24 protein-coding genes and 3 pseudogenes are annotated in these 26,293 nt (G+C 60.3%); 8 read left to right on the top strand and 19 right to left on the bottom strand.

Annotation, left to right across the window (positions count from 1 at the left end; all coding sequences use genetic code 11):
- Positions 1 to 1,579: 1,579 nt before the first annotated feature.
- The gene (locus tag ACP7C5_RS18590) at positions 1,580 to 1,891 is read right to left on the bottom strand and encodes a hypothetical protein (RefSeq protein WP_426265419.1); all 312 of its coding nucleotides are present in this window, start codon (positions 1,889 to 1,891) and stop codon (positions 1,580 to 1,582) included.
- 684 nt (positions 1,892 to 2,575) lie between these two features.
- Here ACP7C5_RS18590 and ACP7C5_RS18595 point away from each other — a divergent pair.
- Complete coding sequence (locus ACP7C5_RS18595; RefSeq protein ID WP_426265420.1) at positions 2,576 to 3,298, top strand: IS6 family transposase; 723 nt, start codon at positions 2,576 to 2,578, stop codon at positions 3,296 to 3,298.
- Between the two features lie 1,227 nt (positions 3,299 to 4,525).
- Here the strand turns inward: ACP7C5_RS18595 and ACP7C5_RS18600 are convergent.
- The 8 genes and pseudogenes from ACP7C5_RS18600 to ACP7C5_RS18635 all read right to left on the bottom strand — a co-directional run bounded on the left by ACP7C5_RS18600 (position 4,526) and on the right by ACP7C5_RS18635 (position 8,790).
- Positions 4,526 to 4,888, bottom strand: coding sequence for a low affinity iron permease family protein (locus ACP7C5_RS18600; RefSeq protein WP_426265440.1), 363 nt, complete (start codon positions 4,886 to 4,888; stop codon positions 4,526 to 4,528).
- Between the two features lie 138 nt (positions 4,889 to 5,026).
- A complete protein-coding gene (locus ACP7C5_RS18605) occupies positions 5,027 to 5,335 on the bottom strand; it encodes a hypothetical protein (protein ID WP_426265421.1) in 309 nt (102 codons plus the stop codon).
- 22 nt (positions 5,336 to 5,357) lie between these two features.
- Positions 5,358 to 5,975: a general stress protein gene (locus tag ACP7C5_RS18610; protein ID WP_426265422.1), complete on the bottom strand. Its 618-nt coding sequence runs from the start codon at positions 5,973 to 5,975 to the stop codon at positions 5,358 to 5,360.
- A gap of 67 nt (positions 5,976 to 6,042) precedes the next feature.
- On the bottom strand, positions 6,043 to 6,411 hold the full coding sequence (locus ACP7C5_RS18615; RefSeq protein ID WP_426265423.1) for a GlsB/YeaQ/YmgE family stress response membrane protein: 369 nt from the start codon (positions 6,409 to 6,411) through the stop codon (positions 6,043 to 6,045).
- A gap of 9 nt (positions 6,412 to 6,420) precedes the next feature.
- Entirely contained in the window at positions 6,421 to 6,744 is a 324-nt protein-coding gene (locus ACP7C5_RS18620) for a response regulator transcription factor (protein ID WP_426265424.1), read from the bottom strand.
- A 385-nt stretch (positions 6,745 to 7,129) separates the two neighbouring features.
- Positions 7,130 to 7,603, bottom strand: a complete 474-nt coding sequence (locus tag ACP7C5_RS18625; protein WP_426265425.1) for a BLUF domain-containing protein — start codon at positions 7,601 to 7,603, stop codon at positions 7,130 to 7,132.
- Between the two features lie 199 nt (positions 7,604 to 7,802).
- Positions 7,803 to 8,279 (bottom strand): annotated as a pseudogene (locus tag ACP7C5_RS18630) (SOUL family heme-binding protein); the annotation flags it as partial.
- Between the two features lie 349 nt (positions 8,280 to 8,628).
- Entirely contained in the window at positions 8,629 to 8,790 is a 162-nt protein-coding gene (locus ACP7C5_RS18635) for a transposase (RefSeq protein WP_426265441.1), read from the bottom strand.
- A gap of 577 nt (positions 8,791 to 9,367) precedes the next feature.
- Between ACP7C5_RS18635 and ACP7C5_RS18640 the strand changes: the two genes are divergently transcribed.
- Positions 9,368 to 10,276 (top strand): cobalamin B12-binding domain-containing protein, encoded by a 909-nt coding sequence (locus tag ACP7C5_RS18640; RefSeq protein WP_426265426.1) that lies wholly within the window; start codon positions 9,368 to 9,370, stop codon positions 10,274 to 10,276.
- 158 nt (positions 10,277 to 10,434) lie between these two features.
- Here the strand turns inward: ACP7C5_RS18640 and ACP7C5_RS18645 are convergent.
- Positions 10,435 to 11,046 (bottom strand): annotated as a pseudogene (locus ACP7C5_RS18645) (FAD-binding domain-containing protein); the annotation flags it as partial.
- A gap of 267 nt (positions 11,047 to 11,313) precedes the next feature.
- The gene (locus tag ACP7C5_RS18650) at positions 11,314 to 12,207 is read right to left on the bottom strand and encodes a LysR family transcriptional regulator (RefSeq protein WP_426265427.1); all 894 of its coding nucleotides are present in this window, start codon (positions 12,205 to 12,207) and stop codon (positions 11,314 to 11,316) included.
- Between the two features lie 94 nt (positions 12,208 to 12,301).
- Here ACP7C5_RS18650 and ACP7C5_RS18655 point away from each other — a divergent pair, with 94 nt between their 5' ends.
- On the top strand, positions 12,302 to 13,378 hold the full coding sequence (locus ACP7C5_RS18655) for an aldo/keto reductase (RefSeq protein ID WP_426265428.1): 1,077 nt from the start codon (positions 12,302 to 12,304) through the stop codon (positions 13,376 to 13,378).
- Between the two features lie 126 nt (positions 13,379 to 13,504).
- Here ACP7C5_RS18655 and ACP7C5_RS18660 read toward each other — a convergent pair whose 3' ends face one another.
- Both ACP7C5_RS18660 and ACP7C5_RS18665 read right to left on the bottom strand, forming a co-directional pair.
- Positions 13,505 to 13,804 (bottom strand): hypothetical protein, encoded by a 300-nt coding sequence (locus ACP7C5_RS18660; protein ID WP_426265429.1) that lies wholly within the window; start codon positions 13,802 to 13,804, stop codon positions 13,505 to 13,507.
- Positions 13,805 to 14,188: 384 nt separating this feature from the next.
- Positions 14,189 to 16,201, bottom strand: coding sequence for a PAS domain S-box protein (locus ACP7C5_RS18665; protein WP_426265430.1), 2,013 nt, complete (start codon positions 16,199 to 16,201; stop codon positions 14,189 to 14,191).
- A gap of 135 nt (positions 16,202 to 16,336) precedes the next feature.
- Between ACP7C5_RS18665 and ACP7C5_RS18670 the strand changes: the two genes are divergently transcribed.
- Complete coding sequence (locus ACP7C5_RS18670; RefSeq protein WP_426265431.1) at positions 16,337 to 16,930, top strand: TetR/AcrR family transcriptional regulator; 594 nt, start codon at positions 16,337 to 16,339, stop codon at positions 16,928 to 16,930.
- 296 nt (positions 16,931 to 17,226) lie between these two features.
- On the opposite strand, the gene ACP7C5_RS18675 is transcribed toward ACP7C5_RS18670, so the two are convergent.
- Positions 17,227 to 18,392 (bottom strand): IS3 family transposase gene (locus ACP7C5_RS18675; protein ID WP_426265432.1). Its coding sequence is split into 2 segments (ribosomal slippage): positions 17,227 to 18,140 and positions 18,140 to 18,392, totalling 1,167 coding nucleotides; the frame shifts between segments, so codons are not numbered across the junction.
- Positions 18,393 to 18,679: 287 nt separating this feature from the next.
- On the opposite strand from ACP7C5_RS18675, the gene ACP7C5_RS18680 reads away from it, so the two are divergent.
- On the top strand, positions 18,680 to 19,681 hold the full coding sequence (locus ACP7C5_RS18680) for a sensor histidine kinase (RefSeq protein ID WP_426265433.1): 1,002 nt from the start codon (positions 18,680 to 18,682) through the stop codon (positions 19,679 to 19,681).
- A gap of 526 nt (positions 19,682 to 20,207) precedes the next feature.
- Here ACP7C5_RS18680 and ACP7C5_RS18685 read toward each other — a convergent pair.
- On the bottom strand, positions 20,208 to 20,432 hold the full coding sequence (locus ACP7C5_RS18685) for a hypothetical protein (protein WP_426265434.1): 225 nt from the start codon (positions 20,430 to 20,432) through the stop codon (positions 20,208 to 20,210).
- A gap of 239 nt (positions 20,433 to 20,671) precedes the next feature.
- Between ACP7C5_RS18685 and ACP7C5_RS18690 the strand changes: the two genes are divergently transcribed.
- Positions 20,672 to 20,911: a hypothetical protein gene (locus ACP7C5_RS18690; protein ID WP_426265435.1), complete on the top strand. Its 240-nt coding sequence runs from the start codon at positions 20,672 to 20,674 to the stop codon at positions 20,909 to 20,911.
- Positions 20,904 to 21,950: a sensor domain-containing diguanylate cyclase gene (locus ACP7C5_RS18695; protein ID WP_426265436.1), complete on the top strand. Its 1,047-nt coding sequence runs from the start codon at positions 20,904 to 20,906 to the stop codon at positions 21,948 to 21,950. Before ACP7C5_RS18690 ends, ACP7C5_RS18695 begins: the two co-directional genes overlap by 8 nt.
- Before the next feature lie 749 nt (positions 21,951 to 22,699).
- Here the strand turns inward: ACP7C5_RS18695 and ACP7C5_RS18700 are convergent.
- Complete coding sequence (locus ACP7C5_RS18700) at positions 22,700 to 23,065, bottom strand: cupin domain-containing protein (RefSeq protein WP_426265442.1); 366 nt, start codon at positions 23,063 to 23,065, stop codon at positions 22,700 to 22,702.
- Between ACP7C5_RS18700 and ACP7C5_RS18705 the strand changes: the two are divergent.
- Positions 23,018 to 23,146, top strand: a pseudogene (locus tag ACP7C5_RS18705) (transposase domain-containing protein); the annotation flags it as partial. The gene ACP7C5_RS18700 and the pseudogene ACP7C5_RS18705 overlap by 48 nt on opposite strands.
- Before the next feature lie 157 nt (positions 23,147 to 23,303).
- Here the strand turns inward: ACP7C5_RS18705 and ACP7C5_RS18710 are convergent.
- The 3 genes from ACP7C5_RS18710 to ACP7C5_RS18720 all read right to left on the bottom strand — a co-directional run bounded on the left by ACP7C5_RS18710 (position 23,304) and on the right by ACP7C5_RS18720 (position 26,132).
- A complete protein-coding gene (locus tag ACP7C5_RS18710; protein ID WP_426265437.1) occupies positions 23,304 to 23,696 on the bottom strand; it encodes a response regulator in 393 nt (130 codons plus the stop codon).
- Positions 23,696 to 25,489 carry a diguanylate cyclase gene (locus ACP7C5_RS18715; RefSeq protein WP_426265438.1) on the bottom strand — a complete coding sequence of 598 codons (1,794 nt, stop codon included), beginning with the start codon at positions 25,487 to 25,489 and terminating at the stop codon, positions 23,696 to 23,698. The genes ACP7C5_RS18710 and ACP7C5_RS18715 overlap by 1 nt, the downstream gene beginning before the upstream one ends.
- A gap of 460 nt (positions 25,490 to 25,949) precedes the next feature.
- Positions 25,950 to 26,132 (bottom strand): hypothetical protein, encoded by a 183-nt coding sequence (locus ACP7C5_RS18720; RefSeq protein ID WP_426265439.1) that lies wholly within the window; start codon positions 26,130 to 26,132, stop codon positions 25,950 to 25,952.
- Positions 26,133 to 26,293: the final 161 nt, after the last annotated feature.

Genomic DNA, 26,293 nt, shown 5'->3' on the forward strand with positions numbered 1-26,293 from the left:
AGGCATTTCGGTCGTGATGGTTCTGGCTGACATCGGAGCTGTTCATCGGTTATGGAAAAGAGAATAGAAAGCCTGCGAAGTGCATTACGACACCGGGTAGCTATCGTCAAAATCCTGCTATTGATGGCGTTCCGAAGGACCTTGCCAGTTTCGGGGTGTCACATTGACTGTTAGAAAATAACCATTCTTCCGCATCGGCGATATTCATATAAGCTTGCATGCAGTCGCGAACCATGACTCGTTTGATCTGAATCCAGGCTAGACCTTCGCCCCCAACGAGTGTGGATCGGCGCCCAAAGACGGGCCCCGGTAGATTGTTGCCAAGCTATTGATCGTGCGTCGAAACTTCACCAAGGCAGGGGTCCCGATCGGCGCCGATAGGGACCCCTTCATATCCTATACTTCGCAAGCATTACAGATAGTGACCGCGCTCGGAGCGGGGTCCCGCTTTGGGCGCCGATCCACACGCTCCAGCCGGCCTTTTCGAGCGCGCGGCGAGTCGCCGCGACGGGAGAGCCATCTTCGTCAGGTAAAAAACGGGCCGGCGCGAGCCGACGCAGAAGTTATAGGGAAAGAATGCCTTGAAGGCGCTTCTATGCTGCACTTGCGAACAAATTTATGCAAGAACCCTAAAACGAGCTTTTTAAAAAAAGGGTAACCCACCGCCAGCCGGCCGGGCAGAGTGGCAGCCGGTCATGGCATACCCTTATCGTATGCAAGCTTGGGCGCGAACGTCAGCAATACAGCCTTTATCGACCAACTGCTGCGCAGATCGAGGTGGTGACGATGCCGCCAGGCTGTGGATAGGCGTCCAAGCGAAACCCTATTTCGTCGCGGTACAAAGGATTAAAATGGCACACGAATATGACCTTTCAGGAGGCTCTCAATCGGCGCCGATTGGCAGTCCCCTAGTCTCAAATCTGTTATCTTTTACAAGCGTTTAGTCAGGTTCTGGCAAGCTCCCGCTTCGACGCGTATTCACAGTCGGTCGCGGACTAATGAATGAATTTCGCGGGTTGGGACGGCACAAGGGCGCCGGGAATGGCGGCTACTGGGTCCTCCCTGCCGCAAACCGGCCGATCGCTCCGCGAGCAGTGGCAAACTCTGCTAGTCGCTTCGCTCGTCCGCCAGGCTCTCCGTGTACTTGGTTCCTTCCTACGCAACCGAGTGCCGCTGCGCGCCTATTGGGTCTTCGCTGCTGCGCCGTGCGACCGCGCTTTGAACACCTGCCGCCCCTAGGAAACGGTCGTCGCCCAGTTGCTGAGAAGAGGTCTATCAGTGAATGCAGAGTGGCGCCGAGCGCCGTCGATGCCTCGCGCCGATCAATCGAGCGCGCAACGCCCCCTGTGTTCGCTAAGAAAATAGGCCGAGGCATTGCAGCCCCGGCCTAGTCCCACCACCGCAAAATCAGTTGCCATCTTCTCGGTCGGCGAGGCCGGTATACATCATCTCTAGCTTGCAGCTAGTGGGTAGGCCGCGTTACCCGTCCTCAAAATAAGTGATCTGCAATCGCGGACAGTTAAGCCCGAGAGACTAGCCTCGGCCCCTCCATCCAACGGAAGAGCCGAGGCAATACCAATTAGCAACCGTTAACGTGGCGGGAGTGCGTCTTGTCAAAGTGACGACCGAGCAGCCCGCCGCCAACGCCGCCAGCGATCGTGCCGAGAGTGCCGCCGCCGAGCGCGTTGCCAAGAAGTGCGCCGCCGACTCCCCCCGCTATCGTTCCAACAGCGCCGTTGCCGCCACCACATGGGTGACGATGATAGTCGCTGTGGCCATAGTAGGCGCGATGATGATTACGATGGTAGCGTTGCGCCAATGCAGCGGTAGGCACCACGGCAGGTGCCGCGGTTATCGTGATCATCGCGATCAATGCGAATTTGCTTTTCATCATTGTCTCCGTACGCGGGCCTGCTGCGCCACGATGGCGAGCGTCCAGCCTTGGCGTACTACTGCGCATCGATCGTGAACGGGGCAATAATCGCTCTGGGAATGTTCGTGCAGCATCGTATTTGACCGATCAGACGCTCAAACGTGCTGCATTTGCCTCGGCATGGTGGTTTACTCGTTGAAAGTCCCGAAGATCCGGCCCTACTCGTTGACGACTATATTTTTCAATCAGGCGGAGCTCTTCGAATGGGTCGTTCGCAATCAGTCGCCGTTCGATGCATCGCTAGCGAACGGGAGAAAATTCCTCAATTTCGTTACCGGTTGCACAAGCCAGCGACGGGTAATGCTGCGGATGGACGTCCGTCCGCTTTCGGAAAACGCAGATAGGATCGCGAGTGATCGACCTTGGGTCAAATGTTTCCAAGCAAGCGGAATGTCTAACACCATGCAGCGCATCGATGATTAAAACGTTGTTCATTGATATGGCTTAGGCGGTTCTAACGACTAAGCACGCTGGCGCGATTGAACATACCGTCAGACAGGCTGCGCGCATGTCGGGCGAGCTTGGGATCCGTACGCTCGATCTCCAAGCGGATATCGCTGCCTTGGCAGGACGGGTAACCGCTCAGGCGACCACCTTAGACGGGCTCTGTCAGACTAACCAGGCGTTCGCTACCGTGGCCCAATGAGCCGCAAATCGAGAGCCCTGCCCCCTAGCCCGTTCCGCCGCTTTAACTCGTCACCCGAGGTGATCTGGCTGGTGGTGATGATGTATGTCCGGTTCCCGCTATCGCTTCGAAACGTCGAGGATCTCTTGTTCGAGCGCGGGATCGACATTTGCCATGAGACAGTGCGGCAATGGTGGGGGCGGTTCGGCCCGATCTTCGCCGGCGACATCCGGCGGCAGCGGGTCAACCGGATGCGCGGCTTCCGACACTGGCGCTGGCATCTCGACGAGATGTACGTGAAGCTCAACGGCGAGATGGTTTACCTCTGGCGCGCGGTCGATCACGAAGGCGAAATCCTCGAAAGCTTTGTCACCAGGACGCGCGACAAAGCCGCGGCGCTGACTTTCATGAAAAAGACGCTGAAGCGCCATGGCTCGCTGGGGGCGATCAGGACCGATGGCCTTCGCTCCTATCGCGCAGCGATGAAAGACCTTGGGAACCAGGAGAAGCAGGAGGTCGCTCGCTGGGCCAATAACCGGGTGGAAAATAGCCACCTGCCCTTCCGACGACGAGAGCGGGCAATGCTTAGGTTCAGGCGGATGAAGACCCTACAAAAGTTCGCCAGCGTACATGCAAACGTGCACAACCACTTCAATCTCGAACGCCATCTCGTCGACCGCAAAACCTACAAACAACGCCGCTCAGCCGCCCAGGCCGAGTGGCAGTCGTTCATGGGCTAGACTCCCATTACATAAACCCGACCTGCATCGTGGAGAGAGCGGTTCGCGTTAGACTGACAGCACCCATTTCTGCCCTATCAGGTTCTAAAACCGGCCAACGGATTGCACAAATCACATGCGACTGGCCCTGATGAGACGCGATACGTGTTCAATCTATGTAACGCACCAGGGTATACCCATTTAACGACATATTTGACCGGGAGAGCGCAACAACAGGCCGCGCCTGAAGATTTAAATTGTAGGCTCGCCGCTTCGTGCCTCGTCGACAATTCGGGCAAGCCGCTCTGACCTCATAACAGCTAGAAATTATCTGCTTTCCGGCTTCCATGGTATGATAAGATCGTGCCGCCACCGTCTTGGCCGCGAGTCCGCGGAACAGTTAGTCGGCGCAAAACAGAAAGCGAGGCTTCTGGTCTCCCGACGATAGGCCCCGGGGGACGGGGCTACCGTCGGGAGTAACGACCCTACGCCTGTCGGCGATATGCGGTCGCTGGTTTGGTGCTTACTAAAGGAGCAGAACCTTTTCAACTTACGCGGTTTTGAGGAAGCGAAATAACTCATCGCAAATTCGACCGGCTACCGTACCATCGAAAAACGAACCACCCACTGGCGTCCAATGGCGTACATTATCAAACGTCGCTAAACCTCGTTCGTCAGAGGTGTTGAGCATCGGATGGCAGGGTCCCTTCTTATTTCGGCGAATGTCGATAACGTCTACAAAGGGGAGCTTCGATTGACTGGAGATTGGCGTGAAACATCTGCGCACATGGTTTGCGCCGAAGCATGACAGCTTTGGATGGACCCCTCGGACTTGGGAGGGCTGGGCGGTGATGGGTTTGATCGTTGTAGCAGCGTTTGTCGTTAAATGGATTGCCGGCTAACCGGTGCACCTGTCTTGAGGATCAGATCCTGTCGCGCTCGCGCCATCCTTGATCGTCCTCATCGCCAAGGACCAGTTTTCGCTCGAGGCCGCGCGGGTACTGTCAAACTAACCAGGATCTGGTTAGTTGGGTCCCGATAGCGCTCGAACGGCGGTGCCGAGAGCGAGAACGCAGGTCGATTTAAAAGAGAACGAAACGCGTCTATGGCTATAAGAGGCGCTGCACTAACCAGATAGGAAAGTGCCTGCCCCGTAGATTTGACAGTGACATGCACACCCGGCGCACGCCTCCGGTTGACGCGGACTTAGGAGACTTCGGTGCCCGTCGAGGGGCCAAGTCCGCCTGCTCAGCCCAGCTGCCGGGCCTCAAGCAGGTCCTCGGCGATGTCGCCGGTGCGGCGAAGCGCCTCGAGCTCCTCCTCGGTCTTGCACTCGATGCCGGCAATCTCGTCGCGGGCGCCCTTCATCGCGAATACGAGTTCATCTATCTTCAAGTGGAGCGCGCGTTCGCTGAGCCGTTGTTGGTTCAGGACCATCTGGGTGAGCGTGATCGCCAGGACCGAAAGGGCGAGCGTCAGCGTGTTCTCGGCTGCGGTGCCACCGATGAGGAACCAGACGGCGCAGACCACGGCGACAGCGAAGATAGAGAAGGGATGACCCGCAAGGTTCGCACCCCAGCCGGACACCTTGCAGCCGAAATTATAGAGCATCTTCGACACGACGGTTTCCTCATGCTGCGACCGCGCAAGGGTCCGGCGTATTCTGCATTAGACCAGCGCCGGGGGATATGTGGGGGGGGGGGGTGGCGACCCGTGGCATGACGCCGCGTACCGCCACCGCCATTCAGCTCACTTGCCGGTCGACACATTGCCCTTGAAGTCGAGTCCCACGTGCACGGTGCGGCCGCCCTTCTTCGCGGTGCCGCGCCAGACCCCGTTTTTGTCCTTGGTCAGCGCGGACACGGCGGTGAGGCCCGACTTCGCGATGTGCTCGCGAGCCTGTACTTGCGTGAACGAATTGGCGCCGCGGCGTGCGCTGCCGTCGTCGACGGTGTGCACGTCCTTGATCGCGGCGTTGTTCTTGGCCGGCGCGGTCTGTGCAAGGGCGGGTGTCGCCAGGAGGGCAGACCCGATCAGTATTGCAGTTGAAATACGCATATTCAGTTCCTTTTAATGTCGGTCAGACGCGATCGTGGCGTGTGCGTTCGGCAGCGATGTCGCTGTCGGTGTAGGCGGGATCCGCCTCGTCAAAGCTGCTCCAACCCTGCGTCTCGTAGGCGTTGCGACGCTCGGCGACGTTGACCGCGCGGTCGTCACCCAGGATGTTACATGCGGTTGCGACCAGCGGTTCGTCGACCTTGGCCGTGACGAGGGTTCCGCCACGACGGACGCCCTCGGCATAGACATGCGCGTCGTTCTCCGGAACACCTGCATGGGTCAGAGCCCCGACCAGTCCACCGGTCGCTGCGCCGATGAGGCCGCCACCGATTGCACCAACAGCGGTCGCCGCTAACCAACCTGCTGCGACGACCGGACCGATACCCGGGATGGCAAGCAGGCCGAGTCCGGCTAGCAGACCGCCGACGCCGCCGACCGCAGCACCGATCTCGGCGCCCTTGCCGGCGTCCTGCGCTGCGGGATCGGCGACATCGCCGACACGGTCGTGACCGACTTGTTCGCCCCTGTCATGGCCGACGATGCTGATGTCGCGGTGCGCCACGCCTGCAGCTTCGAGATTTTGGACCGCGCGGCGGGCGTCGTCGTAATGGTCGAACAAGCCTGTGATTGTCTGTGTCATGATAGCTCTCTCCTACGAGTTGCCGGTTTATCCGGCCGATCGAGTAACGATTGCAGGGGCGGGTTGTTCAGCGGGCCGAACCGCGCACCACGAGATGGTAAAGGACCAGCACGACGATCGCGCCAATCACTGCGACGACGAGGCTATAGATGTTCAGGCCGGTGACGCCTGCTGCACCTAACGTGTTAAACAGGAAGCCGCCCACGACCGCGCCGACGACGCCAAGCACGATGTCGAGCAGCACGCCCTCACCGGACTTGTTGACGATCTTGCAGCCGATGAAGCCGGCGACCAGACCCAGTATGATCCATGCGAGAATGGACAGCGACGTTCTCCTCGCAGACCGGGCGGTGGCCCGGATGATCGAGAAGTTAGGAGTGCGATCCGACCTGCCAAAGATGCGGAAGCACCCATTGAATAGGTGCCTCGATACCAAAGCGGATAATTAGTGAGGTGTATCCAGTCCGAGTTGGTGCCCCCGGTCGCGTGCCCAGATCACGGCTTCGGCGCGACTATGGACTCCGATCTTGGCATACAGGCGAGCCACGTGGTTGCGCACCGTGTTGCGCTTCAGGGTCAGCACGTCGGCGATTGCATCGTCGGTCTTGCCCCTGGTGATGAGGGCCAGCACCTCGCGTTCGCGCGGCGTCAGATCTACGGTCCGTCTGGAAGTACCCGGCTTCGGTGCACCACCGCGCAAGGCCGCCATCGGTACTGTCAAACTAACCAGGATCTGGTTAGTTGGGTCCCGATAACGCTCGATCGGCAATGCCGAGAGCGAGAACGCAGGCCGATTTAAAAAAGAACAAAACGCGTCTATGGCTATGAGGGGCGCTGAACTAACCAGATAGGAAAGTGCCTGCCCCGTAGATTTGACAGTGCCGATTGATTCGTTTCTTTTTTACAGCTTGGTCAACTGACAGCAGCTATCCGAAAGTCGCCGACCATGATCTGTCTGTCCGCAACCAACCTCGTTTTAGCCGTTTTGCGGATCACTTGGCGGTACCATCTCCGGGCCAATTGCGGGCCGCTTGTTTCGGTTAAAGCTAAGTCTGAAGCGGAGAGCAAGCAGCCCTCTCTGACCAGCGCGACAAGTCCTTCTGCCGACGCGGCCCCGTCGCGATCCGGCTCAAGGCATCCAGTAGCTCAGCGAGTTAACGTCGCCCAAGCGTATCCAGAGGACCCGAAGCGAGGTGCACGAGAATACGCCTCAGCGCCGCGATGTTGTTTTCTTCTTCGGCGTCCTCCAGCGCGTCCTGCAGCACCGTACGGATGTCGTCGGCTCCGACCAACTCCATCTGCCAATTCGGATACAGACGCTCGCGCTTTTCCACACACCGGTCCAGTGCGACGATGTCGTGATGGCGCGGATCGTTATGAAGGCTCACGATCAGGGTCTCAACTTCGGCGGGCGGGCCCTCGATCCACTGGAAGAAGACGCCGCTGCCGAAGACCAGCACCCCGGTGATCTCGCGAGCGACATTGCGGTGTTGCGCCCACTCGACCATGCGGCCGACCTCGGCGTCGTCGACGCCCTCGGCGACACGACTGCAGTAAACGAATGTCGCCAGCGTGGGCGCGGCATGGTCCACGTACGGGTCGCGTGGAAAACCGTATTCGTCGAACATAGGTTAGCTCGCTTTTCTACGCCGGGCAGATCGGGCGATCGGGGGGGCAGGTTAGCGCGTCTTTTTCATTTACGTAAGGAAGCATTGGCGCCGGTCCCTGTTCCGCGCGAGCGACCGCTTTTCCGCAAGTCCCGAATATGACGGAGAGGCAGAGTGCGGCGCGAGGCGGCGCGGCCGTCCTGCGACACCAAACCGTTCGTCACCCTACCGCGATCATCACCTCGTTGCGCCGAAACGGCGGCGCTACAAACGGCGAGTTGTAGAAGGCAATCACGACATCGCCGATCGCTTCGAGGCCCCGCGTCGTTAAACACCCGCGCAGGCGCGTCTCCTGTTCGGCGAGCCGCGGGCCACTGCCGAGGCCGGCGAAACGGACTACCGCCATCCGGCGCGCTTAGAGTTCCGCGGCGGTGATGCCGTCGGGCATGTCGGGCAACGTCGCCGCCGTGAAGCGCGCGGGCATCACGACGCGGGTGCGCCAGGCACCCTTTGCGCGGTCCGAAAACACGGGCGCGGTCATCGCGATCTTTTGACGTTTGTTGCCCAAGAGGTGCTCCGCCAGCCGTTGAAATCCCGCTTTGAGCGCGACGCCCCGCTCGCCGATGACGGCGGCTTCCACAACGAGGACGGCGAAATAATCGCGCAATTCCAACGCACCGTCTTTCTCGACGACTGTATAAGCAGGCTGTCTGAAATTGCGTTCTTACAATCCCAACCCTCCGGTCACAAGCGATGCAAGGCCAAGCCCAAGGACGCCCCAGCCAAGAATGGTGCGCGTTTTCATGTCACGCTCCAATACTGAGCCGGTGTAGATCGACAGCCTTTCCGACTACTACAACTTCGCGGACATTGAGCCATCGCCAATTCGGGCGAGGCTTGTGCGACCGTCCGGCTGGCTAAGCAGCCCAGCGGCGTTGCGATGGGCCGCCGCGATCAGATTTCCCTTCTTTCGGCAATCGGAAGCGGCTGTCCAACGTCGCGCACTCCGCCAGGAACGGTTGCAACCCGAGCCGTTCCGCCGGGGATCAGCACGACCGCGAGGAGCGAATTAAGGTGGCGTGGACAAATTTGAGCCAGTATCTAGCGGCGGCGATATGGGTCATGCTTAGGAAGCTTTCGGCGAGCTGGTCGTAGCGGGTGGCGATGGCGCGGTTGATTTTGAAGCGGCCGAAGAAGCGTTCGATAATGGCCGCTGTCCGCCATCATCTCGGCCAGCGTGACTGAAACGGCCCTCCCAGACCCCGGCCTCGCTCCAGCGCCGAAACCGCCGGTAGATCGTGTTCCAGTTGCCTTATTTGGGCGACACGTTGCGCCAAGGCGTGCCGCAGCGTAGCCGTCAAAGGATGCTGTTGATGATCGAACAGTTCCCTTCGGGCCGTCGCCCAGGCCCACGGCGAGCCGCCTCAATCGGCAGCAAGTCTCTCAAAACACGCCATCCCGCTTCGCTCAGATCGCCCCGGCTCAACCCCGCCTCTAAAAGGAAGCCTTGAATCAAACACCGAATCTCGCGTCAACCAATTTTCCCACGCCGCCTAGTCGCGCGTTTCTTGCTTTCACCGCTCTGCAGTCTGCGCTTACCCAAAGCATTGCTGCAACTCTGCTACCGTCAAGATGAGTGTTGAACGCATCCCTGTAAATCTGCGAGCATTGCCTTCGACGCTCTCGGTGGTGGTTCCGCGGCGACGTAAGGTATCGACACCTGCCGTCTAATGTGCTGATTTCAGATATTGCTATCGTCACAAGATCGAAGCGGGGAGGAAGCTCATGGGGCAGGCGAGTAGTGCGTTGGCTAGACCAGCCATCAACCGTCAAAGCCTAAAACGGCTTGAAACGCACTTTATCGCTCCGGAAATTTATCGCCGGGAAGACGTGGCTGAGCGCCAGGCGAGGCTGGCGCGCATCGTATCGAACGAGATCGTCCCGCGGTTGCTTATGTTGCATACCGAGGCTGTTCCGGCTGCCCCGCAAGTTACGCTCGTCATCAAGACGCTGGCCCCGACGAGCGCCGACATCACCGGCCTCGCTGACATCGTGCTCGGCAGCGATCTGGATGCAGCCGCCGCATATGTGCTGATCCTCCGCGATCGCGGGCTTTCGATGGAGATGTTGTTCCTCGAGCTGCTCGAGCCCACCGCCCGCCTGCTCGGCGAGATGTGGGATCGCGACGAGTGTGATTTCATTGATGTCACCTTGGGCGTTGCCCGGCTCCAGAAGCTGCTTGCGATCTTCAACGACACCCATATTCTCACGTCGCTGGACGAACGTCGCCATGTCCTGATGGCGATGACGCCAGGTAACCAGCATTCCTTCGGTGTCGAGATTGTTGAGCGGTTCCTGCTGGCTGCCGGTTGGCAGGTCCGAACCGAGCTTGAGGGAACGTCCGACGACATCGCCGACGTCGCCAAGAGCACGTGGTTCGCGGTCGTGGGATTGACGGCGGGGTCGGAGCGCCAACTCGAGAGCATGCGCATGACGATTGCGCAGATACGCCGAAAGTCTCGCAACCAGACGGTTGGTATAATGGTCGGCGGGCCAATGTTCACAGCGAATCCGGGGCTTGCCCAAGACGTCGGCGCAGACGCTACGGCACCGAATGCGCCGTCCGCCGTCATTGTCGCACAGAAGCTGTTCGATCTCGCGGTGACCGAATTTCGGGACCGTGCGCGGCGGTAAGCCGGACCCGGTAACCCGAAAGGGAGCGATGGCGCGGCGGTCCAAGCCGGCGCGTACCGCCCATTGGTGTAGCGCGCTATGTTTTCCGCCGTCGCCAGATAGGTCTTGCCAATGGTCTGCAATCCCGCGACCCAGCGCCAAGACAACGTGTTGCTCGCAGCGTCGGCATCGAGCAGGTGGCGCAGGAAGAAGTCGGCACCGAGCGCCCACGGTAACCGCAGCGTAAAAATCCAGACCGAGGCAAACCACATTCGCGCGTGATTATGCAGATAGCCCGTTTCGACCAGTTCGCGCGCCCAGTCGTCGAACCCGTCGATCCCGGTCATGCCGCTTTCAGCAGCGACGATTGCGCAGGCGTTCGGAAAGCTGTCGCGCTGTTGGTCGCGCTCCTCAACGAAGCGTTGCCATACTGATGGGCGCAGCTCGAGCCACCCTTTCCAATACGTTCGCCAAAGAACTTCCTGGATAAACTTCTCGGCGGAGGCTATGCTGTGCCGATCGAGCACTGAGGCAACGACTTCGCGTTCGCTGATCACGCGATAGCGCAAATACGGCGACAATCGTGACACCGCTGCCGGTCCGTCACGCCCACCGTCGGTATTTCGACCATCGGCATAGGCTTGCCCGGCCCGCGCCACGAATTGGTCCACCCGACGAAGCCCAGCCGCGCGGGAAGGATCGAAAAGCGCGGCAAGCGGCTGTTTCTCCGACCCCGGGGTCACGTCCACTCGGTTGCGCACTCTACGCCTGACATGTTGGTTTGTTCTCACTCCTACCGGCCTTCTTAGTGGTTGGCGATCCCAGGGCCATGAAATTTTCTAGCTCATTACCTACGAGCGGAATTCTGCGTTGGAATTATGGCCGCTCGGCTTTCCATTGGACGCCAGCTGTCCGCTGCCCGACGCTTCTCGCCCCCGTTTAAGTCAAAATCAGGACCTGAATGGGCGTCCGATTTCGGGGAGCGATCCAGATAACGTCAATGACCGAATCTGGGTCTTACTTCTGTCGAACAATCGACAGCGAATGAAGGCCAAGGTTTAGTTTGGTTGCCAACGAAGCGCATTGACCAGCGCCCGCATCGCCGGGCTGACACGACGATCCGGATAGTAGAGCCTGCAGCCGGGATAGGACGGACACCACTGGCCGAGTACCTGGACCAAACGCCCGTCCCGGATCTCGTCTGCCACGTCATCCTCCATCATGTAGCCCAACCCCGCCCCCGCCCGCACCGCCGCTGCGGAAAGCGCCTCGTCGTTGACGATCAGTTGCCCGCCAACGCGAACCTTAATGTCGCGTCCGTTCTCCTCGAACTCCCACGGGAGAAGCCCGCCACCGCCGAGCTGCCGGTAGTTGATGCAAATGTGACGCTCGAGAGCGGCGGGGGTCGCGGGCGGATCATGCCTTGCGAAATAGCTTGGCGTGCCGACCACGATCGTACGCAGGTCGGGGCCGACAGGCACCGCCACCATGTCGCCCTCTACTGCTTGCGCAAGGCGAATCCCGGCGTCGAAGCCGCCCGCGACGAGGTCGATAAGGCGATCTTCGACGATCACTTCGACCGAGATATCGGGATGGTCGAGCAGGAAGGCGGGCAGGCGCGGCGCCAGGATCGTGCGCGCGGCCCACCCGAACGTTGCCAGCCGGACCGCACCCGCCGGCGTATCGCGCCAGTCGGCCAGCCATGAAAGGCCTCGGGCGACCTCCGTCAGCGCTGGATCAAGTGACCGGAGCAGTTGCTGACCGGCTGATGTCGGCGCCACCGAACGGGTCGTCCGGGCCAGCAGACGCACGCCTAGGCGCAGCTCAAGTGCTTTCATGGCGTGGCTCAGCGCCGAAGGCGAAATCCCGAGTTCGGCGCCTGCCCGCGTGAAGCTGCGCGTGCGCGCGACAGTCGCGAACGCTGCCAAATCATCGAGGTCGCCGCGTCGCATTACTGCATCATGCTCACAAGCCCTTGCGGGCAGCAACGCCTAATTCGGGCGACACCGAGGTGCCATCTACGGTGCTCAAGCAAGGAATATCATCATGAGCCTGACACACTATCGCACGCTTGGCCGATCGGGCCTCGTAATCAGTCCGCTGGCACTTGGCACGATGACCTTCGGCCCTGGCGAGTGGAACGCGGACGACGCCACTGCGCGTGCCGTCTTCGACGCCTATCGCGACGCCGGCGGCAACTTCATCGACACCGCGGACATCTACGCGGGCGGGGGGAGCGAAGAGCTGGTCGGCCGCTTCATAAAGGAGGCCAACGCGCGCGACGAACTGGTACTGGCGACAAAGTTCGGCTTCAACGGCTCGGCCAGCCCTTTGACCGCGACGCAGGCCGGCGGCGGCAACCCCAACAAGGGCGGCGCGGGTGCGAAGAACATTCACCGTGCGCTCGAAGCGTCGCTGCGGCGCCTCGGCACCGACTATGTCGATCTTTACTGGATGCACATCTGGGACGGCGTGACGCCGGCCGAGGAGCTAATTGAGACGCTCGGCGCGCTCGTGCGTGCCGGCAAGATCCGCTACTACGCCTTCTCGGATATGCCGGCTTGGCTGGCGATCAAGGCGGCGACAATCGCGGCGGAGCGCGGCATTCCTGGTCCGATCGCGATGCAGGTCGAGTACTCGCTGGTCGCACGGGATGTCGAGGCTGAGCACGTCCCGGCAGCGCGGAACGCGGGGATGGGCGTTCAGCCGTGGAGCCCGCTCGCCGGCGGCTTCCTGTCGGGCAAGTACCGGCGCGGCGACACCGCCGATACGGGCAGGCTCAGCGGCGCCAACCCGTTCGGCGACAGCAAGTTCGCCGATCGCAACTGGGAAGTGCTCGACGTGGTGAAGACGATCGCTGCGGAGGTCGACTGCAGCCCCGCGCAGGTGGCGTTGGCTTGGGCGATGGCGAAGCCCGGCGTAACCTCGCCACTGATCGGCGCCCGAACCGTTGAGCAGCTGACCGACAACTTGGCCGCTGCTTCGCTGACGCTCGACCACGAACAGATGGCGCGGTTGGATGAGGTAAGCGCTCCTCCGCCCGGCTTCAGCGCCAGCTTGGCGTCGCCCGCCGTCCGGCGCATGGTATTCGGAGGTCGCGATGTTCGCGGCTGGGGCGAGTAGTGGCGACGCCGCAATTAGAATTAAGTGTACAGATTAGGCGACTGAGTGCTCCTGAACCAATGTCCGCTTCCGAGACGTGCTCGAATCGCTCTGAATGTCGGCTTCTGGGTCCTTGTGGACGAAAAGCTACCGGACGGTTCCCGACGAAGGCGGCAATGTCGGCCGGTCGCCGCGTTCCTCGGCAGCCTGTTCGATAACCCTGTTGATTAGCGAATCAGTCCCAGCCTCGCTGATGGATTGCCCTAATTTAATGGCGACCTCAGGTGTCATGCTGATCGTTACGCCATCATGACCTTCCACGAACACATGTCCATCTTCGACCCATACTTTGCGAGGTGATCCATACGCCTGAACTTCCCCAAGTCGGCTTGCGTCGTCAGTCTTTTCTTCTTGTGTACGTGGAACATGACGCGTGGGACGGATCATAACTGCTCTCCTTCACCGAGCGCATGTTTCGCACTCCAAAAACACTAAATAACTTTAGGGACTAAACCAACGCGACGTTTCGTAGTTCCGATGCTTTGCATGCGGGCTTGATATCACTCACCGGGGAAAGGAGAGAAAGATTGATGGTCAGGGCCACGTGGTCGAATGCCGTCAGCAGGTCAGCTTGAGGATCCTCGGTTAGGCCCGTGCCTCAAAGCTGTTATCCGTCCGACATGAACAAGCGGCAGCTTCCGGCAAACACACGGAGCGCCCTGAATGTCGGATTCTGGGTCTAGACGACTTTGCTTAATGGGGATGCGTGCCGAAATCATGTAAATTGGATGTTCGATCCACGTAGAAATGAGATGTAGTGGCAGTCCGGAGCTAGCTAGCCTGCGTAATCACACGCGGAGAGGTTGCCTTTCCGAGAGCGCGTGAAAGCTCGTCGATTGAGTATGGCTTCTGCAGCAGCTCAAATCCGTGCGTTCCTGATGCGGCCAATATAGTGCTGTAGCCGCTCGTCAACACGACTGGGAGATCGGGATAAAGACGGCGAAGCTCCTCGCCCAATTCGATGCCAGACATTCCGGGCATAACGACGTCGGAGAATACAACGTCATAAGCTCCTTCAGCCTCACTGAGAGCCGCCATCGCTAGCTGTGCATCGGCAGCGAGATGTGTGCGGTATCCTAGCTCGCGCAACGCCTCCGTAGCAAAACTTCCGACCTCCGGATTGTCTTCGACGACGAGAACGCAAGCATCATGGCGCTGGGAGATGTCGTGGCGTTCAGCGGTTTCAAGTTCTGACCTTTCGTCCGCTGATCGCGGTAGATACAGCGTAAAGGTCGCGCCTTCTCCATCTCGGCTCTCGACGGCGATCTCACCGCCCGACTGCTTCGCGAATCCGAACACTTGGCTGAGCCCAAGTCCGGTGCCCTGTCCGACACCCTTCGTCGTGAAAAACGGCTCGAAGATATGGTCGATCTTGTCCGGCGAGACACCTTCTCCCGTGTCGGTGATTGATACCGCCACGAAGTCTCCCCTGACGGCCGCGTGAGCGCGTACGGCGGGTATCTTGTCCCAGTCGGCGACCGTGATCGCGAGCTTGCCTTCCCCGCTCATGGCGTCACGAGCATTAATCGCCATATTGATGATCGCGGTATCGAGCTGGCCGGGATCAGCGTGTATTAGACAAGGGTGATCAGGAACATTCACGGTGATTTCGACGCGGGAGCCGGTGAGGGTTGTAAGCATGTCCTTGAGGTTCAGAATGTTCTTGCGCGCGTCGAACACGGTCGGTTTCAACGTTTGCCGTCGCGCGAACGCTAAAAGCTGGCTGGTTAGCTTCGCAGCCCGATCTGCCGTATTGGCAATCGCATCGATGTAGCGTGTGCGGCGCTCCTCCGTTAGATCGGGACGGCGCAGCAGATCGACCGAACCCCGGATCACGGTTAGCAGATTATTGAAGTCATGCGCGACGCCGCCGGTGAGCTGGCCAACGGCCTCGACCTTCTGCGATTGACGCAGCTGATCCTCCGCGCGGCGCAGCGCTAGCTGCGCCTCCCGGGCTGCACTTACGTCACGTCCAGTCGCGTAAATCATATCGTGCTCGTAGTCGGGAGCGGCAACCCACGATATCTGCCGGTACGACCCGTCCTTGTGACGGTAGCGGTTCTCAACCACTGGCAACGGTCCGACCGCCGCGTCGCGCAGGGCTCGCGCCGTTGACAGGATGTCATCGGGATGGACAAGACTGTCGACATGTTGGCCGACCAATTCCCCAGGCTCATACCCCAAGACATCTGTCCAAGCAGGATTGACCTCGCGAAACACGCCTTCAAAATTAATGATCACCAACAAGTCCGGCGACGCTTCCCAAAGTTGGTTGCGCTCCGCCGTGCGATGGGAGACGTCGGAAGCAAGCTTTTCGTTCAACCGACGCAATTGGTCTTCTAGACGGTTGCGCTCCTCGTCGGCGCGACGCTGCTCAGTGCGATCGCGCAGTACTTTCACGTAGCCGATCGCGTGATCGTTGTCGTCGCGCAAGACTGTTAGTTTACCACTCGCCCAGAAGCGCTCCCCATTTTTGCGTTTATGCCAGCGCTCGTCTTTGCCGTGGCCAGTCGCTAGCGCTTGGCCCATCTCGGTCTCGACTTGACCATTCGCTACGTCTTCATCGGTGAAGAAGCGGTGCAAAGGCGCGCCGATCATCTCTTCTTCGGTCCAGCCTAGAATGCGGCACGCGCCCTCGTTCCAACTGGTCACGTGACCATCAGGATCGGTCGCAACAATGGCATAATCGATTGCGCTATCGACGACCGCGCGGTGATGCGCATCGCTCCGCCGAAGCTCCGCGACTTCCGCTCGCAACTCTGTTACGAACTCTGGCCACCCCACTGTCGCTCTATCGCGGGCGGCTGGGTCCAAGACTTGCGAAACGGGTGTCCGGGGGCGCATCAATCGTATCCAACTAAGCACTGCCTAGTTGTCATCTGATCGGTGTTTAGTTCGGTGTCAATCCGAGGAGGACCGATGGCTGCTTTAGATCGAAATTATCATCATGGGGACCTGCGTAGCGCGCTGCTGGAAGCGGCGCTGGCTACCGTAGAGAACGATGGCGTGGCCGCGCTTTCTTTCCGCCAACTCGCGCGCATCGCCAATGTCAGTCCGGGCGCGCCCTATCACCATTTTCGCGACAAAAACGCGTTGTTGGCATCGCTCGCGAAACGCGGCTTTGAAGCGCTTCACGCCGAGTTAGAGACGTCGTGCTCAAGCGGCAGCGATCCAGTGCTTTGCTTGCGGGCCCTGGTCGATTCTTATTTGAGGTTCGCCCGGACGTCCCCCAAGCTCTATAATCTGCTGTTCCTGCCCGAAGTGGCCCGGCCGGAGAATCTTGACTTGATCGAGCCTGATGCGATGATTTGCTTTAATCGACTTAAGGACGCGCTAGGTCGGCTTGATACCCAAGCCGGTGAAGACGACCTCCACGAACGGGCATTAACAGTCTGGAGCCTTCTGCATGGGCTGGTTTCCCTCCTCGAGTCGGGCCCGCTGACTCGCAGCATGTCTGGGCAGGCAGGTGCGGATCTGGCCGCACGTTCGGCAATGAAATTGGCGCTTGCCTGACAGATTCCTTTTGCTTTCGCGTTCTGGTCCCGGGGCGCACGCATCGCGTTCGACGCGCTTTGGCCCCGCGTCGCCCTCGCAACAGCGGCGGTCGAGCTCGCACTGGCGGGCAAAAAACACGCTGCGCTTTTATCGTTGGCCGGAATCTTGCGTTGCCGCCTGCCGCGTATTCACCGAACTGGCACGCGACTTCACTGGACAGTTCCTGAACGATGGCACTTTCCTCTTTTTAGAAAGTGGGGACTCCTTCACACACTAGGGTATTGAATCTGGCGACCTGACGTGACCCCCGTCTTTCATCCAGCCGCAACCAGAGACCGGCCATTGTTGTCGCGCAGGAGCGCGGGTGAAGCAACGGGCGGATTTAAACCCGCCCGTTGCTTTTCGAGTTCGGCGGCGAATGCCGCCGGTGTGGCGTAGCCGAGCGAGGAGTGCGGCCGCTCGGTGTTGTAGTCGTCGACCCAGCGCGCGAGGATCGAGCGCGCCTGGCGGACCGTGAAGAACAGCGTCTCGTTGAGCAGTTCGTCGCGCATGCGACCGTTGAAACTCTCGACGAAGCCGTTCTGCGTCGGCTTGCCCGGTGCGATATAGTGCCACTCGACGCCGGCATCACCCGACCACGCGAGCACCGCGTTCGAGGTCAGCTCGGTGCCGTTGTCGCTGACGATCATTTTGGGCGCGCCGCGCTCAGCGATCAGATCGGACAGCTCGCGCACCACCCGCTTGCCCGAGATCGACGTGTCGAGCACCGCCCGCAGGCACTCGCGTGTCACGTCATCGACGATGTTGAGGATACGGAACCGCCGGCCCGTGGCCATCTGATCATGCACGAAGTCGAGGCTCCAGCGCTGGTTGGGCAGCGCCAGCACGGGTGCTGGTCCCCGCGCGCCGACTGCACGCTTGCGTCCCTTGCGACGACGGACCGTCAAACCTTCTTCGCGGTAGAGCCGCTGGGTCTTCTTGCGGTTGATTGTGATGCCGTCCCGGCGCAGCAGGATGTGCAGCCGTCGATAGCCGAACCGCCGCCGCTGCTGCGCCAACTCGCGCAATCGCGACCGCAGGTCGCCATCATCTCCTCGACACGAGCGGTACCGCATGCTCGCGCGATCCGCTCCGACGACAGCACACGCCCGCCGCTCGCTCATCCCTAGCGCCGTCTGGAGATGCGCGACCGCTTCCCGCTTTGCGGCAGGCGTCACCATTTTTTTGAAAGCAGGTCCTTCAGACCTGCGTTGTCGAGCATCGTGTCCGCCAGCAGCCGCTTGAGCCGCGCGTTCTCATCCTCGAGCGCACGCAGCCGCTTCGCATCCGACACCTCCAGGCCGCCGAACTTGGCCTTCCACGCGTAATAGGTCGCGCTCGACATGCCGTGCCGCCGGCACAGATCCGTCACCACCGCGCCCGCCTCGGCCTCCTTCAGGATGCCGATGATCTGCTCTTCCGAAAACTGCTTCCGCTTCATCTGTCCGTCCCTTCTTCGGGCCGGACTCTAGCTCCAACTGGAGGAAAAAACGGGGGTCACGTCAGACCGCTTAGCCGGGACACACTCATCCGATGTTGAGAGATCGCAGCGTTGCCGCAATGTCACGCTCGGGTGAATCACTACACCGAGTTCGTCGCTATCGCAGGGGCTTTGGTGGGTCGGGAGGGGGCAGCCGATGAGCGGTTTCGATAACTTGCGAAATTGACAAAGACGTGGTCTGCACCTGTAATGCGAGACAAGCAGGGTCCGCGATTTAGGCAGATTACGTGACAGCCGAGCAGCCAGAACAACACGAGTGGAAGCTGGAACAGCTCCGACGGGGCGTACGTGCTGCTGGCATCGCCTTCTGGGCTTGGAACGTTGATACCGACCGGCTGACCATGGATGCCCTGGCTTTCGAGCTTTGGGGGATTCCTTGGAGTGACTCGGTCACGTTTGAGAAACTGTCGTCGCATATCCACCCGGCCGACCGCGACCGTGTCCGATCGGCATTCAACGCCACACGTGCCTTGCTCGGCGATTACGAAACAGACTTCCGTATCTTGATCGGCGATGAAATTCGTTGGATCTCGGCACGTGGGAAAGGCGAGGACGTTGGGATTGTCGGCCGCACAATGTTCGGTATTTTTCTCGATGTTACGGGACGAAAGCAGGCGGAAGAGGGCAACGAGCTTCTCGCCGGCGAGATGAGCCACCGGGTGAAGAATCTGCTGGCCATCGCGTCAGGGCTAACCGCGATAACTTCGCGGTCGGCGACCAGCATAGAGGACATGGCCTACGACTTGACGGGGCGTCTTGCAGCCCTTGGACGCGCGCATGATCTGGTTAGGCCTCTCGCTGGTGGGCAGGGAGTGGCCGCGCTTCTCGGCGACCTACTTTCTATCTTACTGGCCCCGTATGATGATCTCGGGGCCTTCAAAGGTCGAATTCGGGTCGCAGTCGAGCGGTCGGGCGTCGGAGAGACTGCCGCCACGGCGATTGCCCTCATTATCCACGAACTCGCCACTAATTCAATGAAGTATGGCGCTTTGTCGGAGCCAACCGGCACGCTCGACATCACCAGCGCGACCGACATCGACCATCTCGTTCTGACGTGGGTTGAACGGGGTGGACCGCTCGTGGAGGTGCCGGAAGGGCCAGCTGGTTTCGGCAGCGAGCTGATTAGGCGTAGCGTGGCTGGTCAGTTGAGTGGTTCGATAGACTACAACTGGTCAACGGGCGGGCTGATCGTCACCCTTCGAATCAAGCGGACTCGACTTGTATTATAAAAGCATCCGCCTCTCCCGCTAGGGGCGGCGCACAGACACCACCCACCGCAATTGCGGCTAAGATATCATAGCAGCTTCGCGGGAGTTGGTCGTGTTGCCTCACCAATGAAGCGTCACCACCCCCTCCTCCGCGGCGTGACGATCAGGCCTCTCTAGGACCAAGCGTATGCGATCGATCAGCAAAGATGCCTCGACGTACTGCGCCGAGCGAGTTTACTCCCGAAGCCTCCGTTGCCATCGGCGCTGGCGTCGGGCGGCCTTCCGCGTTCCAACCACGTCACGATAATGTCGTCGCCAGGGCTAGTGTTTGAAAGCTCGAGCGTTCGCATCAGAATTGATAACTCGCCATATTCCATCGTATCGGTAGCACGCTCATGTATGGCGACCGGGAGGCTGAGCGTTGCGTTTTCGCCGAAGCCCATGCGATCGACAGCAGGATCTTGAAATCCAAATGTCTGCTGTTCTCCGAAGCCGACCTTTATCGATCGGACTGCGAATGGCGGCTTTGTCCCAAATTTCGTCATTCCTAGGGTCCTGCGGGCGATCGCTTAAACGGGTGAATGAATGTCCAGAATCGGGAAACGCAAGAACGATGCCGAACGTCAATAAGTGGGTCCTTGAAGCCGAGCAGAAGAGCGATCTCGGCGCTCGTCATCGGGGTCTGGCGCAGATAGTGATCGGCCAACCCGGCGCGTACGTCGTCGAGAGTGAGCTGGAACGAGGTGCCTTCGTTCTGCAATCGGCGCTGCAAGGTGCGGGTGCCGACCCCAGCGGTTTCGCGATCGACCGCATCGCGACGTCGCCTGCCGGTAGCGCCTTAATCAAGCCGTTCCGAACCCGTTCCACCATGCTCGCTGTCTGGTCCAGATCGGCCAGTCGCTGGCGCAGCGACGGCTCCAAGAATTGCCAGATCTTGTGCCGCGCGAGTTTGAGTCTGCGTTAACCTTTTCCTCCTAATGCAGATCAAACCTTCTGTGATAAGGGTGCGTAATGCGTATCGATCAACTTGAACCCAAGCCGACTGGGGCCCCGCCGCTTGAAATTCCTGTCGAACTGCTTGCCAGCGTCGGGCGTCACCAAGAACATTTGCTGTCTTTGATAACGAATATGCGCGCCGCTGGAATTGAGGGCGACGCGATCGACGCCAGCGTCCGCATTCTGGTCGACAGCTATGCCGAAGAACTGACGTCGGCGATCCGCAGCATGATGCAGGAGGCGCATCATGCGTGATCTGTTGCTCGGCGACGAGCCAGCGCGCATCGCTGCGTTGCAGCGATTGAACGTGCTCGACACCGCGGTCGAAGAGCCGTTCGAGAAGATCGTCACACTCGTTCGGACGGTGCTTGCCGTGCCGATCGCGACGGTGACTCTGGTCGACCGTGACCGGCAATGGTTCAAGGCCAAGCGTGGCTTGGATGCTGCTCAAACGCCGCGCGCGGTGTCGTTCTGCACGCACACGATCCAGCAACGCGATCCGCTGATCGTCGAGGATGCTGACCTAGATTCACGTTTTGCGAACACCGCGCTCGTAGCCGGGCCGCCGTACATCAAGAGCTATGCCGGTATCCCGCTGCGCACGCCTGAAGGCTACAATGTCGGATCGCTCTGCGCGATGGACACGCGGCCACGCCGGTTCAGCCCGGCCGACATCGCCATCTTGTCCAATTTCGCCAGCATCGTCAGTGACGAACTCGAGCTCCGTCTGATCGCGCAGGTCGATCAACTGACCGGCGCGCTTACCCGTCGCGGGTTCGCGGACCAGGCCGAGCGCGAGATCGCGCGGGCGGGTCGTAGCGGCCGCTTCGGCACGCTTGTGATGCTCGACCTCGATCACTTTAAAATCGTCAACGATACCCACGGTCATGCTGCCGGTGATCAGGTCCTGAGAGTCATTTCGGAACTCGTGATCGCTGGTCTTCGGCCGAGCGATATGTTCGGTCGCCTAGGTGGCGAAGAGTTCGCGATTCTTATGCCGGAAACGACGAGCGAGGAGGCGGAGTTGGCCGTCGAGCGTTTGCGGCACGCGATCGCCAGTCACCCGATAAAGCACGAAAATTCGGCGACGCTGCACGTCACGGCCAGTTTCGGTCTGGCATACTTCACCTCCGATATCACCTCGTTCCCGGCTTGGTTGAAGCGAGCCGATGCGATGCTGTACGCGGCCAAGGCCGCGGGGCGGAATTGCATGCGGGTTGCCGCGAACCCTTCGGACTGTGCGAAACGTCGGAAATCGGTTGCCGCCAGAGTTGCGAGAGCCGCAGACGTGTGACACGGGGGGCAGGACCGTTGTCAACCGGTGGGCCCCATTTGTAGTGCGCTTCTTTCCTGCGTCCGCCACCATCAGGAACGGAAATCGAAAGTCCGGCAGGATTAGCGGCGGGCCACTCAGAAGAGCGAGGCCTGGACGTCGGCGGTCACCGCAATCTCTCAACTGTGTTGCGCGTCGTCGCTGTTCGGGCTCCGCGCTTAAGCCAATGTCGACGTCCCGATCTCTGGCGTAGCCTGCGAGCGCGTCGTCGGCCATGTCGCTCCACGGCCGCTTTCGGTCCGGGCACGAGGGTATAGCCTGCGCGTTGGAGCGTGTTGATGATTTCTCGGTGGCTGCACGAGCCGTTCACCACCGGCCCGAGCTGCGGACGTTGAACGCCGTGCCCAGCTCCCGAGGTGGGTTGACCACGACGAGAGGCAGGTGCCGCTTAGCTGGATCGAGCGGACGGGATCGCAGCCCTCGCTCGGTAGCACGCCTTTCAGTTCGTGTGGACGTTCCGGCGAGGCAAGGGGAATGCGGCCGGTCGAGAAGCCATGCACGGCCGCAACAGCTGGATCGGCGGACACCCTTATAATGGCGGCTTTCGCGATCATCCAGCGATCGCCCGAACGGCTGCTGATGGGCGGTTAGCGGCCACGCGGGACAGCGATGAATGAGCGTCTGAAGTACGGAACGTTAAAATTGCTTGTTAACGTCCGCAAATGGGTCAAAGTGACTTCAGCCGTTCGCAACCGTTCGTCAAGCCAATGTCAGTGGTCCCGTTTGGCGCCGAGCGTAGCTGGGCCGGCGCTACATTGCGCGTCAGTAACCTGCTCCATCCACTGGACCGGCCACCCGTTCAGCGACTCCTGTATCGCGATATGCGTCATCGCCTGGGTCGGGGTGGAACCGTGCCAGTGCTTGTGCTCCGGCGAGCACCACAGCACATCGCCGACCTGGAATTCGAGCGTGGGCCCGCCTTCGATCTGCGTCCAGCAGACCCCCTTCGTCACAATCAGAGTCTGACCGAGACGGTGCTTATGCCAGGCGGTGCGGGCACCGGGCTTGAAATGGACAATCGCACCACCCAGCCGCAGGCCTACATTGCAGACGTCATCGCGAAGATCGCCGGATATTGGCCCGCGTCGCGTTGGGATGAGCTGATGTCCTGGAACTGGCGCCGGGCAAACGAGCAACTCAAAGCCGAAGCAGCATAGGCCGCGGCCTTCAGACTACGCTTACTTGATGGAAATCGGTCCGCGCCAGAATTCATGGTAGACAAACCGCCATTTGACGCGTGACCCAGTTGCGCAGGGGTTTTTAAAAGGAACTAGTCCCGCTTGCGATCAGCCACGACACGGTTAATGAGGCCGGTCACATGACGAGCGCACCTTTCGCGCCGAGGATCCCGCCGATGCATTTGAACAGTTCGTCCATAACGACTGGTTTACTGAGCACTCGGTCGGCGCCTAAGCGCAAGCAGCGAGCCGTGCCGGGCCCGGGGCTCTCCGCCGTAATAACGACGATCGATACTTGTGCCTTTGCGTCGCCGCGCCCGCGGATTCGCTCGATTACAGTGTAACCGTCCATGCCGGGCATTCGCAAGTCAACCAAAACGCAGTCGAACTCTGTGGCGTCGAGGTGGGCAAGGCCTTCCGGACCGTTAGTGCATTCGTCAGTCAGTCCTCCGGCCACGTTTAACATATCGCTCAGGACCCGTCGGTTGAGTGCGTCGTCCTCGATGCAGAGAAAGCGCAGCTGCCTCATCACGTCGCGCGCCGCAGCAGATTTCGACCGTCCCTTTTGGCCTGATAGAGCGCCGCATCCGCGCTTCGCAATACATCCTCTGCGCCTTCGAGGTCGATTGAGGCCAGCCCGCCGCTAGCCGTGACGCGGACCGGGCGCCCGTCGACCACGATTACCATCTCGGCGATGGCAACTCGTAGCCGCTCGCAAACGATCATTGCCTGCTCGAGTGAAGAGTGCCGAAGGAGGACGACGAACTCCTCGCCCCCGATTCGGCTTACGACGTCGTCGCCCCGCACAGTCGCCATTGCGATGCGTCCGAATTCGCGTAACACGCGGTCCCCCGCTTCATGTCCATAGTGGTCGTTCACATGTTTAAAGTGGTCGAAGTCGAAAATGGCGACGCACCCGAACAACGGCTGCAGCTCCGTGTGTTCGACTAGCCTCTCGAGTTCCAGCTGGAATGCTCTGCGGTTAGGAAGCTGGGTCAGGGGATCAGTCAACGCTGCGTGAAACAGTTGCGCCTCAATCACCTTGCGGTCAGATATGTCGCGAAGCACGCTGACGACGCCTTCCACGGCCCCGGCGTCGTCGCGCACTGCGCGACTGTGGGTCTCGAACCATCGTTCAGCGCCGTTTGCGGTGAGCGCTCGGTATTCGAAACTTACCATCGCGCCGCCACTGCGCAGCGTCAGAATGTGCGACTTGGCCGCCGAGAGGCGATCTTCAGGCAAGACGAGCAGCGCAGCGTTCTTTCCCACAAGGTCCAAAGGCTCGAACCCGCCCAACTGCGTTATGGATGGCGAAACGAAGCGGACCCGGCCGTCGACGTCGAGATTGAGGATAATGTCCGTGGAGTTGTCGGCCAACATGCGATAGCGCGCCTTGCTGTCTCGCAGTTCGCGGATCAGGTTGGTACGCCTCGCCAGGTCGGCCGAGATTGGCAGCACGGTCAGTACAATCGCGGCGAGATAGAATTGGAGGAACTGCATGTGGTCGCCCATCGTCCCATGCAGCAGGCTGATCGGTCCCGAACCTTGCAAGGTCAGGCCGCATCCCACAATGGTTAGGACGACAACCGACATGGCGGCAGTCAGCGGCCCGCCACGGAACGTGGCGAAGATCACGGGAAGGAACGGCAGAAACAGGAGCGGCATGCTGTCCTGATCAAAGACTGCAAAGCTCACGCCGACAACCAGAAGCAGCAGCAATGTCGTCTCCGCAGCACGCTTGCGGGTCGCCGCCGTGATCCACCCCCGAAGATCATTTCTAAAGAGGAGCATGAATACGGGCGTGAACGTCAGCGACCCAAGCGAATGGCCCGCGAACCATCTCGCGAATGACGTAGTAATGTCTGCACCGACTATGATCGCAGCGACTGACGCACCGCCGATGCCGCTCAAGGCAGGCGCGAGCATCCCGGTTGTAACGACAAAGCCCGCCAGCCAACGCATCGACTCGAGCGGATGATCCGGTATTTGGATATGTCTCAGCAACGTGGCGGCGATCACGGCTTCGGAGACGTTGACGATCGCCAGTGGCACTGCCGCTGTTATTCCAAGTCCGAACAGCGCGGTCACCGCCGCGCCTGAGCTTCCGCAGGCCAGAAGATGTGCGAGCCAAGCCTTTGGCCGCAGCGTTGCCAGCCTCGCGATGAGGAAAGCGGTAGCGACCCAGAGGAAGGCCACTCCGCCGTCGAAGCGGGTGGTTGAAACGGTCGCTGCTGCGGCGACGAAATAGCCGGCGGCTGTCGCGATGACAGATTTCGTAGCGATCTGTTTCGTAGCGATCTGATTTGATGTGCCACCGCCCATGCGATCGGCCTACTCCGAGAAGGTAAAGATGAAGTTTTTGGGGGGGGCAGCTCTTGCCTAACAGGGTGCCAAAGAATCGCGTTCGCCTCGTGCATCTACCCGACCGGGCGATCGTATCTTGTTGTCCCCGTGTCGGGGAAAATCATTCAGATGGGGCTTATGTCGGACATCAACGAATTAACCGATTACGAGCAGCTCGCGTTGGCGGAACTCGAGAAGGCCCCTCGGTCAGCAAGCGCCGCCCAACGACGCGCCCACCTCGATCGAGCGTCCGTATTCGCAACTCTTGGGGAAAAGCAGCGAGACAAGCAGGTCGATGGTGCGCACGATGGCAGCGGTTAGCGGTCGTTCAAAAGCATCGTCGGGAGGTGAACCAACGTCCAATGTTTAGAAGCCGAAAGCATGCCGCGAGTGACCGGTATTGGGTCGTTACTGACTGAACGCGCTCCAGCCGAATGGGTCATCGATTACTTGCCGGCAGCATCCGCTGTCGCTGCACCGCCCAGAGCGGATCGATCGCGTCAGTGGCCGTCAGGCTCGATCCATCCACTCCAGGCAGCAGCGCGCCGGTGAGGATTGCATCGACCACCGCCGGCGCCAAAAACGCCAGCCGCAGCACGCGTGTGATGTACGCCGGCTGCACGCCCTCGATCTCGCCAAGCGTCTTGATGCCACTTCACCCGCTCGCAGCCGGGCCCACCAGCGCCGCGCTTTCAGCACCAGCTTGATCAGCGAGAGGTTTGGCGGTGAGACAATGGCAGCACCGTCCTGTCCGACCAGTCGCATCGCCCTGCCCGTCCGCGT

This window comes from Sphingomonas sp. PWP1-2 (genome assembly GCF_049898305.1).
Taxonomy (GTDB): Bacteria; Pseudomonadota; Alphaproteobacteria; order Sphingomonadales; family Sphingomonadaceae; genus Sphingomonas; species Sphingomonas glacialis.

What these genes read in the sequence shown, in the direction of transcription:
- ACP7C5_RS18690 (WP_426265435.1), top strand. Translation starts at nt 20,672, where the DNA reads ATGCGTATCGATCAACTTGAACCCAAGCCGACTGGGGCCCCGCCGCTT.
- ACP7C5_RS18600 (WP_426265440.1), bottom strand. Translation starts at nt 4,888, where the DNA reads ATGCTCTATAATTTCGGCTGCAAGGTGTCCGGCTGGGGTGCGAACCTT.
- ACP7C5_RS18590 (WP_426265419.1), bottom strand. Translation starts at nt 1,891, where the DNA reads ATGAAAAGCAAATTCGCATTGATCGCGATGATCACGATAACCGCGGCA.
- ACP7C5_RS18715 (WP_426265438.1), bottom strand. Translation starts at nt 25,489, where the DNA reads ATGGGCGGTGGCACATCAAATCAGATCGCTACGAAACAGATCGCTACG.
- ACP7C5_RS18695 (WP_426265436.1), top strand. Translation starts at nt 20,904, where the DNA reads ATGCGTGATCTGTTGCTCGGCGACGAGCCAGCGCGCATCGCTGCGTTG.
- ACP7C5_RS18710 (WP_426265437.1), bottom strand. Translation starts at nt 23,696, where the DNA reads ATGAGGCAGCTGCGCTTTCTCTGCATCGAGGACGACGCACTCAACCGA.
- ACP7C5_RS18650 (WP_426265427.1), bottom strand. Translation starts at nt 12,207, where the DNA reads ATGCGACGCGGCGACCTCGATGATTTGGCAGCGTTCGCGACTGTCGCG.
- ACP7C5_RS18605 (WP_426265421.1), bottom strand. Translation starts at nt 5,335, where the DNA reads ATGCGTATTTCAACTGCAATACTGATCGGGTCTGCCCTCCTGGCGACA.
- ACP7C5_RS18625 (WP_426265425.1), bottom strand. Translation starts at nt 7,603, where the DNA reads ATGTTCGACGAATACGGTTTTCCACGCGACCCGTACGTGGACCATGCC.
- ACP7C5_RS18670 (WP_426265431.1), top strand. Translation starts at nt 16,337, where the DNA reads ATGGCTGCTTTAGATCGAAATTATCATCATGGGGACCTGCGTAGCGCG.
- ACP7C5_RS18640 (WP_426265426.1), top strand. Translation starts at nt 9,368, where the DNA reads ATGGGGCAGGCGAGTAGTGCGTTGGCTAGACCAGCCATCAACCGTCAA.
- ACP7C5_RS18610 (WP_426265422.1), bottom strand. Translation starts at nt 5,975, where the DNA reads ATGACACAGACAATCACAGGCTTGTTCGACCATTACGACGACGCCCGC.
- ACP7C5_RS18595 (WP_426265420.1), top strand. Translation starts at nt 2,576, where the DNA reads ATGAGCCGCAAATCGAGAGCCCTGCCCCCTAGCCCGTTCCGCCGCTTT.
- ACP7C5_RS18660 (WP_426265429.1), bottom strand. Translation starts at nt 13,804, where the DNA reads ATGATCCGTCCCACGCGTCATGTTCCACGTACACAAGAAGAAAAGACT.
- ACP7C5_RS18655 (WP_426265428.1), top strand. Translation starts at nt 12,302, where the DNA reads ATGAGCCTGACACACTATCGCACGCTTGGCCGATCGGGCCTCGTAATC.